The sequence below is a fragment of the Lacticaseibacillus saniviri JCM 17471 = DSM 24301 genome (assembly GCF_001311785.1).
Classification (GTDB): Bacteria; Bacillota; Bacilli; order Lactobacillales; family Lactobacillaceae; genus Lacticaseibacillus; species Lacticaseibacillus saniviri.
On the sequence record NZ_BBBX01000021.1, the window covers coordinates 1 to 14,461 of the forward strand.

A 14,461-nucleotide genomic window follows, 5' to 3' on the forward strand; every position below is an offset into this window, starting at 1 on the left:
AGTCCCGCCCGATTGGGTGCCAACACTGACGCTCTTTTTGTATCTATTCGAACTCGTCATACCCATCCATTTGATCCGGATTGATGTATAGCGTGTAACGCACATCACTGATTTCGCCGTCCGTTAACAGGTAGCTTTCGAGGAAGTAGGGATTGTCGGTTTGCCCGATATGACTCGGTAATGGGAAACCGGCTTTTTCAATCACTTCAAGCCCCTTGTTAAACGCCATTTCAACGGGAATCTGGGGTGCAAAGCCGTTGGTTGGTTGCGTCACAATCCCGGCCGTTCCTTCGGGCAGAATCAAGCGTTGCAATCCTTCTGGGGCGTCAGCGTCTTCAGGGAGCACACTGCCGATCCAGTATTGGAAGGTGCCATAAGGTGAGAACACCAACATGGCGGTCCGATTAGGCGTCTCAGCCAGTGCATCTAATTGATCAAAATAACCCGCATCCGTAAATTCTTGCCAAGCTTGGTAAAAGCTGCCCTGCTCGTCACTATTTTCAATCATGTAGACCTGGCCCGCAAAACGCGTTTAGGTTGTGTCAGTAAAGTCATCATTGACCTCCTCTTTCAAATTCATCACTGTCAAAAAGAAGAGACTGTAAACTCGGTACTCGCGTTTACAGTCTCAGCTCACGCCTAGACCCGATGTGATAACTGTTGATAGCGGTTGTACCACAAATCGATATAAGCCTGTGAGAATGGCCCCTTGCCATGGTTGATCCAATCAACCAAGACACGCACATTGGCCTTTAAAATTTTGTCTGTTGTCGCCGGATATTGCCACTTGCGACGATGGGCCTCGTATTCATCGACATCCAATAAGCGCTTTTCGCCATCAGGAAAGACCTTAACATCCAGGTCATAGTCGATGTATTTCAGGGCCTCTTGATCCAATGAGAATGGTGACGCCAAGTTACAATAATAAGAAACGCCGCCCTCACGAATCATGCCGATCACGTTGAACCAATAGTACCGGTGAAAATAGACAATCGCAGGCTCGCGGGTCAACCACCGCCTGCCGTCAGATTCGGTTACCAGTGTGTGGTCGTTACAACCAATCACGGCTTCCTCACTGGTCTTTAAAACCATGGTGTCTCGCCAAGTGCGGTGCAGACTACCATCGTGTTTATAACTCTGGATGGCAACGTAATCGCCTTCTCTTGGAATCTGCATTATTTAACCAGCTTTCAGATAATCTTTTCCCATCCGATTATAGCAGAGACCGTACAGATGCCCAAATCATTCTTCCAGCTCATTCAAGACGGCATCGATCTGATCGAGCGCAAACCCCTTGCGATAGAGTGCTTGTTTCACCTTTTGCTTGCGCTCATTACCCGTGTACCGGCGCTTGAGCCGCCACTGCTTTTCTGCCTGCTGTTTTAACAGTGCCATTTCGTTATCTTCTTCGTCATCCCAGTCCAATTGGGCCATGATGGCACTGCTATAATCCGCGTTAAAGCCTTTTTGCGCGAGTCCCTGACGAATGCGGTTAAGACTTTCTTGATGCGACCGTTGGCGATTGTGTCGCTGTAGCTTGATTGCCACACTATGCCCTAATTCGAGCCACTCAGCGTCGGGCACCTCGGCCAGCGCATCTTCGATCGTATTGGCCGATACGCCCTTCTCGCGTAACTTCTGGGCGATGACCCGTGGCCCCTTATCACCGATGTGGCGCCGGTCGTTCACGTATAAACGGGCAAATTGCGCATCGTCCAGATAATTCAGATCCTTGAGTCGCTGAATCGCCGTTTGAATGGCCTCTTCGGGCAAATCGGCCTCCCGCAGATGCGTCACAACCTCATGCACACTGCGCGGTTGATAACTCAGATAGTTGAGCGCCGTGGTATTGGCCATGGCGGTCACCTCACCTGCCTTGATGGCAGCAACTTCTTCATCACTGAGCTCTTGGCCCTTCATCAACTGAAATTCTATCAGCGTCGATTCACTAACTGGGAAGGCGTATTGGCCATCCAAGAAAACATTGTAGCGACCTTGTCGTTTTTGTGTCGTAATTTTTGTAATGACTGGCATAAAATCCTCCTGCGATGTCATTTGTGTCTATGGTATACTGTTGTTGAAATTGGAGGGAACGTGTATGTTTGAAGCTTACTTTTTTGATAAACGCGCCACCATCAATTATCGCTTATACAAATCATTAAAGGCAATGCAAGGTGCGGACTTCACCATCAATAAGCTCAGCAAGTACATGGGTATGTCGTATCAACAAACCTATAATGCCTTCAATGACATTATGAGTGATCTTGATGTGATTGCCCAGATCAAGTCCGATGAATTCACTGAAAAGGACTTCTTTCCACTCGCTGAAGGCATCACCGATAATCAGTATCGGTTCTATTTGCTTCAACAAACGATTGCCTTTCGCTTCTTTGATCAACTCTTTCAGGCCGGCAGCATCGATGTCGACGCCTTTTGTGATGTCAATCAAATTAGTCTGTCCACCTTACGCCGACGTATCGACCCTTACCGCCAATACTTAAAAACTGTGCAAGTCGATTTTAATATGGCCACATGGCTCCTCGATGGTGAAGAGCGCCACGTCCGGTTTGCCATTTTGACCTTCTTCCAAATTGCTTATCGTGGCAATGGCTGGCCGCTGCGCACGCTAAACGTGGATACTGTTACGGCAGCATTCAAAGAAATCAACGCGTGCACCGGCCCCTTTTTAATCGGCAAACGCGTTGCCATCCAAAAATCGATCTGCTCATTCTCGGGGTGCAGTTGCTTCGGATTCGGCAGAACAAAGTGCTCAGTCCATCGGCACGGATGACGCCCATGATTCAAGGCAATCCTGAGATCCTGATTTAATTTTTACCGCCGATAACTTTCCACAGTTATCTTCGACCACATTAACGGCGGAGCGCAATTTCTACTACTTCAGCCGCTCCCGGCTGTTTAATCCTGGCGAAGAACTAACCGAAGAAGATCATCACTTTCTCGATCAGTTCAATACCCATGATACCCCAATCAAGCGGTTCGCGGACGGCTTGATGAATCAATTGCTGTTAGCCTTTCGTCAGGAAAAAGCCGAAGATCTGGTGCGCAATCGCGTGCTGCACACCAATATTTTACGCTCTGCCTTCAGTTACTACGCCCTTGAGGGTGCCGTCAGCAATCGGCTCGATTTTGTGGACACCTTGCCCTCTCAGCGTACCAGTGCCGAGATTCAGGCGCTAATCGCCGACTTCATTCAAACCTTTCAGGATAATGATGTGACTTTCAGCGAGTACCTCCCCAAATTTGCTTCGGAACTCTATCTGATTGTATCGACTAGCCTGGCTGAGCTCGATCCCAGCCAGAAATTAGTGGTTCAAGTGGCGATGGAGACGGAAACCTTCTTGGCCCGTGATCTTTTCATCTTCTTGCGCGATGTCAGCTTTATCACTTTTGTCACGGAGCCTGGGCACAATCCCGATGTGATTGTGAGTTCATTCGGCAATATCTCAGACCTTCTCAAGCTCACCGGTACTTCGTTGCCCGATGACACCGAAGTTATCTACTGGAGCCCGGAATCCACAGACAACGATTTCTTCAATCTCTACATGGCACTCAAGCGCATCCACAATGCTCGTGAGTTAGATGCCACCGCCAAGGGATAGACAACTAAACCAATTAACTAACAAGGGGGGTGTGACAAAACGTAGTTTTGTCACACCCCCCCTATTTCAATTCCTGAACAAAATAGATTAATCGTGTTCCAAAAGACTGAGACTTCCGGTTAACAAAGAAGTGTGCGAACTCGCGCTTAGCAACTGAGCACCAGCATAGGTTCGTTTAATTGGCGATTTGTGCCAATAACGAACCAAGCTGGGCGTAAGTTGTTGTGAGTTCAAACACGTTAAGGATTGATTCAAAGCCTAAGTTCGGGCTTTAGCATCAACCTTGTTTATCCTTCCACTCAAAGCGTCTTTTATCACAACTTCTGTTTCTATGGTTTATGTATCCGACCAGATTTCACGTTGGCCACAATTTTTAACACAATCAAAATAACTGCTAAGCCGAGCAAGATCATTAACAGCACGGCCGCATCCATGACATAGGCAATGATGCCGAGAATCAGGATAGCCAGCAACCAATACATGAACCAATTCGTTTGAATTAATTTCATCAAGCGACTCACCTCAGTGACGTGGCCGCGCGCGATAGCCGACAAATAAAGTAAGGCTTCATAGCCGGTCAAGCCGACAATCACGCCGACGGTCACAACAACCACATCGGGTTTCTTAACAAAAATAGCGCCATGATCAGGACGAACACTGCAGCAAAATAAATGGTCTGCAACGTTTGTTCGGTGCAATCGCGAAGGTTGCTTGCGGAGATTGATAAGATAACGTATGCTTAGCACTGAATCTGCCAACCTGATAGGTCACCGCATCACCTTTTGTGACGGGTAATTCTAAGACGTCACCAACCTTGAGCTCATGTTCGGTACCGTTGTGCCAGACTTTGGCCTTCAATCGTTGACTCGTTGGATTCTCATAAATAATTTTCACAGTATATTTCCTCCGCTTTCCATTATACAATGGGACATCGTCAGAAAGAAATCAAAAAGGAGAGTTTTTTGGACTCAGAAGTAAAAATTGGGCAACGCTTCCCACTCACCATCAAGCGATTAGATATTAACGGCGCCGGTATCGGCTACTATAAGCGCAAAATCACCTTTGTCACCGGGGCATTCCCACAAGAAGTCGTGGTCGCTGAAGTCACAGCTGTTCACGAACGCTATTTAGAAGCCAAGGTGCACCGTGTTAAGGTAGCATCCAAGTCGCGGATCAAGCCAATCGATCCCGAATACGGCAAAGTCGGCGGCATTGAATTAGGCGCACTCGCCTATCCCGCCCAACTCAGTTTCAAGCGCGATGTGGTCTCACAATCACTCGCCAAATTCAAACCAGAGGGCTGGCAACACTATCAATTGCGGCCAACAATCGGCATGAGCAATCCCATGCATTACCGCAATAAGGCACAATTCCAGGTGCGGATGATTGACGGTCATGTCAAGGCCGGTCTCTATGCCCCAAACAGCCATCACCTGATTCCACTCAGCAGCTTTGCGACCCAACGGCCACTCACCATGTCGGTCATCAATAAGCTCTGTGCCATTCTCGAACGGCTCCACATGCCGATCTATAGTGAAAAGACCAATTCCGGCAGTATCAAAACCATGGTGGTGCGCGAATCATTTAGCACCGGCGAAGTGCAACTCACTTTGATTACCAACACCAAGGATCTGCCACATCGGTCCGAGTTACTGATGGCGATTGCGAGTGAACTGCCAATGGTTGTCACCGTGATGCAAAACATCAATCCCGGTAAGACACCATTGATTTGGGGTCTTGAAAGCCATCTCCTTGCTGGTCAGCCTTACATCACCGAGAATTTATTGGGCCGCGACTTCCGGCTGTCACCCCAAGCCTTCTTACAGTTGAATCCACAAATGACCGAGAAGCTCTATCAATTGGCCATCGATGCGCTGGACTTGAGTAAAGATGAAACCCTAGTCGATGCCTACTCCGGGATCGGGACAATTGGGATCAGTCTCGCCCACACCGCTAAGGAAGTGCGCGGGATGGATATCATTCCTGAAGCGATTGAAGACGCCAAACAAAACGCCAAACAAAATGGCGTCAACAACACACACTATGAAGTCGGTCCCGCCGAAGTCATCATGCCGCAATGGGTCAAAGAAGGCTTTAAACCCGATGCTGTGATTGTTGATCCGCCGCGTGCAGGTCTCGACAGTAAGTTTATCGACACGCTGTTGACGATCAAGCCTAAGAAGTTTGTTTATATTTCATGTAACCCATCAACATTGGCGCGTGATTTAACCAAATTGAGCCAAGTCTATCACGTCGATTACATTCAATCGATTGATATGTTCCCACAAACGGCACGCTGTGAAGCGGTCGTCAAATTTACGCGTATCTAATGCAACACAAAATAAGTGCAGGTGTCCCGGATTGGGTCACCTGCACTTTTTTGTGTATCCAGTTTATTTGCCTTGTTCTGAGCGCCAGATCTGCCATGATTTGCGCATTGATTTCAAGACCCCCGCATCCGAATAAACCAAGACATTACTGCGATAAATCGCAACGGATAACCAGGTAAAGGCAATCAAGAAGATAATCGAAACCGCTAAGCTGATCAAGGCCTCCGCCGCACCAGCGCGACCCAGTGTCAGTCGGACTGGCATCACAGACGCACTGATAAATGGCACATAGCTCGCCACTTTGACCACGATCGCGTCATTTGTTGGGCAATCAATGCTCCGAAGTAACCGAGCATCCCAAACAGCGAGATTGGCATGACGGCCTGTTGCACCTGTTCCAGATTGGAGACTAACGACCCCGCCATCGCTGCCAAAACCGCATACAACAGCGTGCCAATCAGGAAGAAGGCAACCGTGATTAAGCCCGGTGCATTCCAGAGGAACGACAGATCAACCCCGTGCAGATATTGCTGAATGAAGCTCTGGTTTTTGGCCCACTGCCAGGCGATGGCACCGGTGACCGCATAGACCGCGATTTGCACCAATAAGAGGGCAAAGACACCCGCAATTTTGCCAAAAAATTGGGTTGTGGCACTGACAGATGAGAGCAGGATTTCCATAATCCGGGAACCCTTCTCGGTCGCAATCTCTGAGGCCAACATGGAACCATAGGTCATGGTCACCATGATCATCAGGAAGGTGACCGCAAAGGCAAAGCCGCGATTGATGTCACCGGCCGAGTTGGACTTGGCTACCTGTTTGCCATCCACGAAGGCCACCGTTTTGGTCGTCACCTTAGCCGGTGTGAGCAGCGCGCTGAGCTGTGTCGGCGTCAGTTTCAACGCCGCTGCGGCTTGCTGGGTTTTCAGCCTCGACAAGCTCTGATTGAGCGTCGTGTCCGAAACAGTCTGTGAATTCTCGCGATTCTTATAACTCGCCTTGAATGTCGGTGTTAACGACACGGTCAACACGCCATCGACCTTCTCATCAGCTAGCGCCTTTTGTGCCGCTTGCGCCGAATACGTTTTGTACTTGGTCTCCTTGTCTTGCTGAGCGAGGAGTGGTGCCAGTGGTTGCTCGCTGACCACCGCAACCTTAGCGGGTTCAGTGGTCTGAGCGACGTAGTAGAAAATACCGCCACCAATTAACAACACAATCAATGGTGACAGAACAAGAAAAATCCACGACCCGCTTTTCAAGTTCTTAAAGAAGACTTGGCTGAAGACAACCCAGAATTTACGCATGGACTTCACCCACTTTCATTCTGAAAATCTCATCCAACGTTGGTGGCTGCTGACTGAATTCAGGAATATAGCCGGACTGTGTTGCAGCATCAAAAATGCGATGTCCCACCGCCTCATCGGCCAAGGTCAATTCAAAGCTTTGCCCATGACGGACAACCTTCTGCACCCCATCGAATTGTTTGAAATCAGCTTCAGTCAGCGGTGACTCGATGAACAGCTTCGTGCGGCCAAAAGACTGCCGAATCGCATCCACCGTGCCATTGAGCACCATTTCCCCAGTCCGCAACATCACCAGATGATCGGAAATTGCCTCGACATTGGCCATATCGTGACTGGAATAGATAATCGCGGCACCATTATCACGCAGCATTTGAATGCCATCTTGGAGTAAGCTGGCATTCACTGGATCAAGCCCTGAGAAGGGTTCATCCAGAATCACTAGCTTGGGCATATGAATCAGCGTCGCAATCAATTGCACCTTTTGCTGGTTCCCCTTACTCAAGTCCTTCACCTTATCCGTACGCTTACCTTTCACTTGGAACCGCTCGAACCAAGGATCAATCTGGGCCCGAACATCGGCCGCCTTCATGCCCCGCAAGCGAGCAAAATAAACAATTTGGTCCTCAACTCGCATCTTGGGATACAGCCCGCGTTCTTCAGGCAAATATCCAATGATGTCATAGTCTTGGTGGGTGAGTGGCTTCCCATCCCACAGAATTTCGCCCGAATCGGGAGTTAAAAATTAAGGATCATTCGGAATGTGGTGGTCTTGCCCGCCCCATTTTGACCGATTAAGCCCATGATTTCACCTGGTTTGACGGTGAAATTCTCGTGACTGACAGCGGTCATGGCACCGAATGTCTTCGTCAAATCTTTCACTTCAAGCATTTCGTCTCCTCCAATCGTTCTCTTTTGAGTATACCTGAGTCGAGAAAGGACTGAAAACTAATTCACATTTGGATCAGTTCATCTGCCTTAAAATAAATCTGTTGCGTGGCACCAATCCGAACCAGATCGCGATCTTTCTGGTCATCTATTTGCCTCCTGACACTCAAGCTTAGTGGAATGCATTAAATGTAACCGCTCCATTTGTGGCTGTCAATGCGCATTGAACGTTTTCAGGTGACGCCAGCTTTGCTTCAAAGTAAGATGAAGCCAGACACATTCAGGAGGTGCACGATGAAGATTTATTTTGCTAACGGACTGTTCAGCCAGGCCGATTACCAGTTCAATCAACAATTAACCGCCAAGATTCGGGAGATGTTCCCAGAAGTGACCGTTTATCTGCCTCAAGAAAATGCGGCCATCAATGATAAGAATGCGTATGCGGACTCACAGATGATTGCACAGGCCGACACCGCTGAACTGCTCAGTGCTGATTTGATGCTCGCTGTTCTTGACGGCGTCACAATCGATAGTGGGGTTGCCAGTGAAATTGGGGTCGCTTATGCCAACCACCTACCGATCATTGGCCTGTACACAGACAGTCGGCAACAAGGCGCCACTCACGAGAAGAAACTCGCCGCGCTGCAAGAAATTGCCGAGAATCAATTTCATTATCTCAACCTCTACACCACAGGACTCATCAAGCTGAACGGCACCATTGTCAACAACACCGAAGACTTGCTCGAAGCGATTGCCAATTATATCCAGGCGTAACATGATTGTCGCGAACGATTATTGTTACAGTTTGATGACAGATTAACGATTTGGTTACATCACAATGACACTTCTACTGTAAATGCGCTTTCACCATCGGTTTCGGCTTATGATGGTTGTCGGAAGTTAAAAACGCAATGACTTAAAAACAGGAGTGTCATGATGAAATTAAAATCAATCTTATTAACCCTTGTTGCTACAGCAAGCTTGGGATTCACAGTGAGCCAGACAACAACCGCTAATCAAACTGTTCACGCCGCAACAGCCATCGCGACAAAAACTGTCAGCTATGTACCAAACTACGGTATCGCGGTCTACAAGCAACCTGCTGGCGCCGCAACAAGCCAAACCTTGAAGCATGGGACCAACTGGAAGATTTATTCTTACAAGACCGTCAACGGTGTTCAATGGGCCAGTGTTGGGACGAACCAATGGGTCCAAGCGGCTTACATGAAGGACTTCACCAGCAATGGCGTTGAAGTCAAGTACGTTAACTACAAAGAAAATTATGGTATCGCTGTTTATCGCTCCCCTTACACCATGGCAACAACCGGCCAAACCCTGAAACATGGGACAAGCTGGAAGGTGAACGGTTACGTCACCACCAATGGTAAGAAATGGGCAAACATTGGCACTAATCAATGGGTTCAAGCGGCTTACTTATCAAGCACAGTACCCGTTGCGCAAGCGCCTGCTCGGACAATGACGGCAACTGCTTATGATCCTCGTATTCTCGGTAACTATACTTTTGGTTACGATACAGTTGCTGCTAACTTGAGCGTGTTCCCTCGTGGGACAAAGCTTGCCATTACATTTGCTAATGGGACAACAAAGACTTATGTCGTTCGTGATACCGGTGGCTTTGCTTATGCCAACCCTAATCAACTCGATATCGCAATGCCTAATTCACAAGCTTTACAATTTGGCCGTCAGACAATTTCTGTTCGGGTCATCAAGTAATCAAAAAAGGCGTTGTGCCAAAACCAATGACGGTTTTGGCACAACGCCTTTTTATTTGTCTTCAATTCGCTTTAATTACTTCAAATAACCGGTTGCTACGGTTTTCCAAGTATTGCTTGTCGTTAAGCGTTGCAGGGTTTGATTGGCTGTCACGCGATAGGTTCCTAGCCCGATTGAGCGACCACTTGTTTCTTGGCTCAAGCGAACAACGGAGTTCCCCTTGCCGTCAGTGGTCACTTGGAAACCATACACAGGAACGCCTGGGAAATCAATCTTGGCATGCTGCAAGACCCATGCATCGATTTGCTTTTCCGTTAATTTGGTTGTTGGCGTCATCAATGTCGCATATTTGCCATCAATCCATTGCTTACCACCCAAGTGATACCAAACATGGCCATCCGCTGTTGTCACTTGGCCGACGACACGCCATGAGGTGCCATGCATCAACTTACGATTACCAACGGGCTTTTGGGTGCTGGCATCATAGGAATCCCACAGTGCCACGCCATAACCCTTCACGTAATTGATAGTGACGATACCATCAAGCTTGGTTTCGGTAAGCGTTGGTTGGCTCGGCGTACTTGGCTTGAGCACAGGGGTGTTAGGTTTAGTTGTTGGTGTGCTTGGCTTGGCTGCATTGCCATTAGTGACATCAAGCGCATAGCTACCCTGAATCCATTGATCAGGTCCGATGCGGTACCAGACTTCACCGGCAGCGGTGGTTACCTTGGTAAAGTAATTAATGGTGTAACCATGACCGATTGTGTAACCCTTGATTGGCTTACGACCGGCTTGGTAACCATCCCAAACCGCAACACTATAGTTTGGCACGTAATTAATCTTGATCTTACCCGGGGTATTAACAACCTTGTCTGAGTTGAGATCGGTGTAATCAGCTTGAATCCATTGGCTGGTGCCAACTTCAAGCCAGGTCTTGCCATCAACAACGGCCTTGCCGAAATACTTCCAGCTCGTCCCTGTTTTCAAGTTCTTATTTGCAATCACTTTGCGTGTGGGTTGATAGCTATCCCAAACCGCAATCCCGTAACCCTTCAAATACTTAATTGTCACTGTGCCGCTCGCTTGGCTCACTTGCATTGTGGCCGCAGCAACTGGCTTAGCTGGCGCGGTGAATGGCGCGAAGCCAACACCAAGCATTGCTGCGCTGGCTAAAACAATTGGAAATTTCTTCATCGATGTGTCCCCCTTCAAATTCAACTCATTATAAGGTCAGGGGATTGCAAAAGCAATGAGATTCCCGTAACCTTTAGGCAATTTTCATGAACGTTATCATTTATTCATATAATTTCATGAATAAGAAATGTGACCATCAAAAAAGTCGCTGACACCCTTATTGGATAGGTCAGCGACTTTTTGGTTTATTGATGACGCTTATTCACCAGCATCTTCAAGTAATTGACGCAATGGGATCAAGCTTTCTGCGTGATACTTCTTCACAAATTCTGCAACAGCTGCAGGGTCTTGTGTCTTAGGATCAAGCACGAGTTGTTCAACTGGGATTGGACGTAAGTCAGAAATCTTCACGTCAATCACAACTGGGCCCTTGCGGTTAGCAGCCTTGGCGAAGGCATCCTTCAATTCATCGAGTGTATGAACCGTGTACCCTTCAGCACCCAATGCAGTTGCAGCAGCACCATAATCGGCATCAATCAGGTCAACCCCTGAGTGTGGTTGCTTAGTATCGTCTTGTTCAGCTTCAATGAAACCTAAGCTTTCGTTGGTTAAGACCACGTTAATGATAGGCATGTGGTACTTCACTTGAGTCAAGATATCTTGCATAACCATGGCGAAACCACCGTCACCAGAAATGGACCAAACTTGGCGATCTGGGAATTCTGCTTGTGCACCAATGGCAGCTGGCAGCGCATAACCCATGGTTGCATACCAGCCAGAGGTCGTGAAGCGTTGTTGCTGGTTAGTTTGCAAGTAGCGCATCCCGTTGATGGTGACATTACCAACATCGACTTGGAAGATCGCATCGTTGGTGGCCATATCGTTGATTTGCTTGAAGACAGGTTCCACACGTAATGGAGTTTCTGCATCGTCTTCAAAGCTTGTCATCCAGTCAACCCAGTTTTGCTTGTTTGCGAGTGCTGCCTTATACCAAGGTGTTTCAGGCATAGCAGCGGCACGTTCTGTGATGGCTTCAATTGTCTTCTTAGCATCGGCCAAATGGCAACATCAACATGATGACGACGACCCAACTTGCTGGAGTCGATATCAACTTGAATATACTTAGCATCTGGTGTGATGAAGTATGGTTGGAATGGGAAGTCAGAACCCAAGAACAAGATCGCATCAGCGGCACGAGCAATTTCGACACCTGGCTTAGAGGCAACACGACCTGCAGAGCCCATGTTTGCCTTGTAGTCATCAGGAATAATGCCCTTAGCCAAAGCGGTTGTCAAAATAGGGACGTGTAACTTTTCAGAGAAGGCAATGATGTCTTCGCCGGCACCCTTAGCCCCTTGCCCAACATAGATCAATGGGTGCTTAGCATTCTTCAGAATTTCAATGGCTTCATCAACCCGATCGAGATCTGGTTCTGGCATGATTGGTGCTTGATAAAGCTTTGCGGAAGACACATAGTTGTCGTCAATTTCTGTCCAACCTAAGTCCTTTGGAATTGTTACAACGGCAACACCACTATACTTGTAGGCTTCACGAATCGCTTCATCGACCACGTGTGGCATTTGTTCAGCGGTCATGACAGTCCGGTTATAAACAGAAACATCCGCAAACATTGGATTTTCGTTCATTTCTTGGAAGTAGTTTGTGTTCATTGCGGCAGTTGGCACTTGCCCAACTAAGGCGAGAACAGGTACATGATCATATTGGGCATCGTACAGACCATTCAGTAAGTGCACAGCACCAGGGCCGGCAGAACCGAATGTTGCAGCAATCTTACCTGTGATTTTTGCTTCACCAGCAGCGGCCAAAGCACCGACTTCTTCGTGACGCACTTGAACGTAATTCATTGTGCCCCGACGATTGTAAAGTGCATTCATTGTGGAATCAAAAGAACCACCAGGTAAACCGTAAATATTGTGAATGCCCCAATCTTCAAGAACTTTGATCATTGCATCTGAAGCATTAATCTTTTCAACCATGATAACAAGCCTCCAATAATTTACTTACTTTTAATAAGTTTCTACAAGAGCTAGTATAGCCCAATGAGAACGAAATGCAAGTGTTTCTGGTAAAAATATAAAGCGGATACACACGCATCACACTATTATTTTTATCGGACACCACCATATTAGAAGGTTAACGAAAGTAATGTCAAACAATCCGTCGCGCCAACTCAATAAGATAACAAGCCAGGACACTAATCTGGCGCTACGACCCGTTTGTACAGACGAAAAAAAGAACCAGCTCGCGCCGATTCTTTTTTATTACTCATTCACTTGATACTGCCGTTGTTGATCAGTCACCCCGCTGAGCACAAAATCGCCAGCAAAGCGTGCGGGATCCGCCTGATAGTTATCAGCTGCGTATGGCACCTTGTCCTTAAACACCAACTCGTAATCGGGCACACTCAGTTGCGTCCGCGCATCGAGCGTTGCTTGATGCTGTTCAGCGTGCAATTGGCTGCGGAAGCCATCGACTAATGTTGCCGTGAAGAACTCACCGACCGCGCCGGACCCATACGAGAACAGGCCAATCTCATCCCCCGCTTGAAGGTTGGTGTTCTTTTCGAGCAAGGATAACAGCCCCAAGTATAAGGAACCCGTGTAGATATTGCCGACCTGGCGACTGTATTGAATACTCTCTTCGTACTTGGCCAGCAGATCCGCCTGTTTAACGGCATCCGCTTCCGGCAGAGCGGTGCGCAAAGCCTTCAAACCCATCTTAGTGTATGGCAGATGGAAGGTCATCGCCGCAAAGTCAGCGAGTTGCTTACCCGTTTGCTTTTGATAATCCGCCCAGGTTAATTCAAAGAAACGGATGTATTGTTCGGTCGAGTACTTGCCCAACGCGATGGCTTCATCGGTATACACTGGCCGCCAAAAATCCATCACTTGTTCGGAATAATAACTGGAGACATCACCCAGCGCCATAATCCGCGGATTTTCAGTGACAAGCATCGCGATAGCACCGGCACCCTGCGTTACTTCACCACCGGTTTCGAGGCCGTAGCGTGCGATATCAGAGGCGATGACGAGCGCTGTTTTACCCGGGTGAGTGGCGATGTAATCCTTGGCCAACATCAGTCCAGCAGTTGCGCCATAGCAGGCTTCCTTGATTTCAATGGCCCGACTCCATGGATTCAGATTCAATAATTGTTGGATGTACAGGCTTCCCGCCTTGCTGGCATCGATTCCCGTCTCGGTACCTAGCACAATCAAGCCAATATCCTGTTTCATATCCGGTGTTAAGAACTCATTGGCAGCACTAGCGCCCATGGTCACAACATCCTGACTGGAAGGTGGGACGGCCTGTTTGTCTTGGCCAATCCCGATAGTGAACTTGTCTGGATCAACCCCTCGAGCCTGTGCCAAATCCACTAAATCCACGTAATAATTTGGGGTGTAAAAACCCAATTGATCAATTCCGATTGTCATTT

At 48.0% G+C, this 14,461-nt stretch carries 12 protein-coding genes and 3 pseudogenes; 5 read left to right on the top strand and 10 right to left on the bottom strand.

Translation table 11 applies throughout. The features are described 5' to 3' along the window. Positions 1-43 precede the first annotated feature (43 nt). From JCM17471_RS10550 to recX, 3 genes are all read right to left on the bottom strand, one after another. Complete coding sequence (locus JCM17471_RS10550; protein ID WP_054777860.1) at positions 44-508, bottom strand: hypothetical protein; 465 nt, start codon at positions 506-508, stop codon at positions 44-46. A 131-nt stretch (positions 509-639) separates the two neighbouring features. Beyond that, on the bottom strand, positions 640-1,176 hold the full coding sequence (gene ntdP / locus JCM17471_RS10555; RefSeq protein WP_054777861.1) for a nucleoside tri-diphosphate phosphatase: 537 nt from the start codon (positions 1,174-1,176) through the stop codon (positions 640-642). A gap of 66 nt (positions 1,177-1,242) precedes the next feature. Then, positions 1,243-2,034, bottom strand: coding sequence for a recombination regulator RecX (recX, locus tag JCM17471_RS10560; RefSeq protein WP_054777862.1), 792 nt, complete (start codon positions 2,032-2,034; stop codon positions 1,243-1,245). 64 nt (positions 2,035-2,098) lie between these two features. On the opposite strand from recX, the gene JCM17471_RS10565 reads away from it, so the two are divergent. Together JCM17471_RS10565 and JCM17471_RS10570 are read left to right on the top strand one after the other, a co-directional pair. Next, positions 2,099-2,791, top strand: coding sequence for a helix-turn-helix domain-containing protein (locus tag JCM17471_RS10565; RefSeq protein WP_054777863.1), 693 nt, complete (start codon positions 2,099-2,101; stop codon positions 2,789-2,791). A 220-nt stretch (positions 2,792-3,011) separates the two neighbouring features. Next, positions 3,012-3,620: a hypothetical protein gene (locus JCM17471_RS10570; protein ID WP_054777864.1), complete on the top strand. Its 609-nt coding sequence runs from the start codon at positions 3,012-3,014 to the stop codon at positions 3,618-3,620. Positions 3,621-3,949: 329 nt separating this feature from the next. Here the strand turns inward: JCM17471_RS10570 and JCM17471_RS10575 are convergent, their stop codons facing one another. Further along, on the bottom strand, positions 3,950-4,234 hold the full coding sequence (locus tag JCM17471_RS10575; protein WP_054777865.1) for a hypothetical protein: 285 nt from the start codon (positions 4,232-4,234) through the stop codon (positions 3,950-3,952). Between the two features lie 31 nt (positions 4,235-4,265). Then, entirely contained in the window at positions 4,266-4,514 is a 249-nt protein-coding gene (locus tag JCM17471_RS10580; RefSeq protein ID WP_054777866.1) for a hypothetical protein, read from the bottom strand. 29 nt (positions 4,515-4,543) lie between these two features. On the opposite strand from JCM17471_RS10580, the gene rlmD reads away from it, so the two are divergent. Beyond that, positions 4,544-5,950: a 23S rRNA (uracil(1939)-C(5))-methyltransferase RlmD gene (gene rlmD / locus JCM17471_RS10585; RefSeq protein WP_054777867.1), complete on the top strand. Its 1,407-nt coding sequence runs from the start codon at positions 4,544-4,546 to the stop codon at positions 5,948-5,950. Positions 5,951-6,013: 63 nt separating this feature from the next. On the opposite strand, the pseudogene JCM17471_RS10590 reads toward rlmD, so the two are convergent. Next, positions 6,014-7,254 (bottom strand): annotated as a pseudogene (locus tag JCM17471_RS10590) (ABC transporter permease). Further along, positions 7,247-8,142, bottom strand: a pseudogene (locus tag JCM17471_RS10595) (ABC transporter ATP-binding protein). The pseudogenes JCM17471_RS10590 and JCM17471_RS10595 overlap by 8 nt, the downstream one beginning before the upstream one ends. Before the next feature lie 291 nt (positions 8,143-8,433). On the opposite strand from JCM17471_RS10595, the gene JCM17471_RS10600 reads away from it, so the two are divergent. Together JCM17471_RS10600 and JCM17471_RS10605 are read left to right on the top strand one after the other, a co-directional pair. Further along, the gene (locus JCM17471_RS10600; RefSeq protein WP_054777868.1) at positions 8,434-8,913 is read left to right on the top strand and encodes a nucleoside 2-deoxyribosyltransferase; all 480 of its coding nucleotides are present in this window, start codon (positions 8,434-8,436) and stop codon (positions 8,911-8,913) included. Positions 8,914-9,075: 162 nt separating this feature from the next. Further along, positions 9,076-9,873 (top strand): 3D domain-containing protein, encoded by a 798-nt coding sequence (locus JCM17471_RS10605; protein WP_054777869.1) that lies wholly within the window; start codon positions 9,076-9,078, stop codon positions 9,871-9,873. A 75-nt stretch (positions 9,874-9,948) separates the two neighbouring features. On the opposite strand, the gene JCM17471_RS10610 is transcribed toward JCM17471_RS10605, so the two are convergent. The 3 genes and pseudogenes from JCM17471_RS10610 to JCM17471_RS10620 form a co-directional block, all read right to left on the bottom strand. Continuing rightward, a complete protein-coding gene (locus tag JCM17471_RS10610; RefSeq protein WP_054777870.1) occupies positions 9,949-11,067 on the bottom strand; it encodes an SLAP domain-containing protein in 1,119 nt (372 codons plus the stop codon). Between the two features lie 198 nt (positions 11,068-11,265). Further along, a pseudogene (gene spxB, locus JCM17471_RS10615) lies at positions 11,266-13,004 on the bottom strand (pyruvate oxidase). 285 nt (positions 13,005-13,289) lie between these two features. Then, the gene (locus tag JCM17471_RS10620) at positions 13,290-14,459 is read right to left on the bottom strand and encodes a hydroxymethylglutaryl-CoA synthase (protein WP_054777871.1); all 1,170 of its coding nucleotides are present in this window, start codon (positions 14,457-14,459) and stop codon (positions 13,290-13,292) included. Positions 14,460-14,461: the final 2 nt, after the last annotated feature.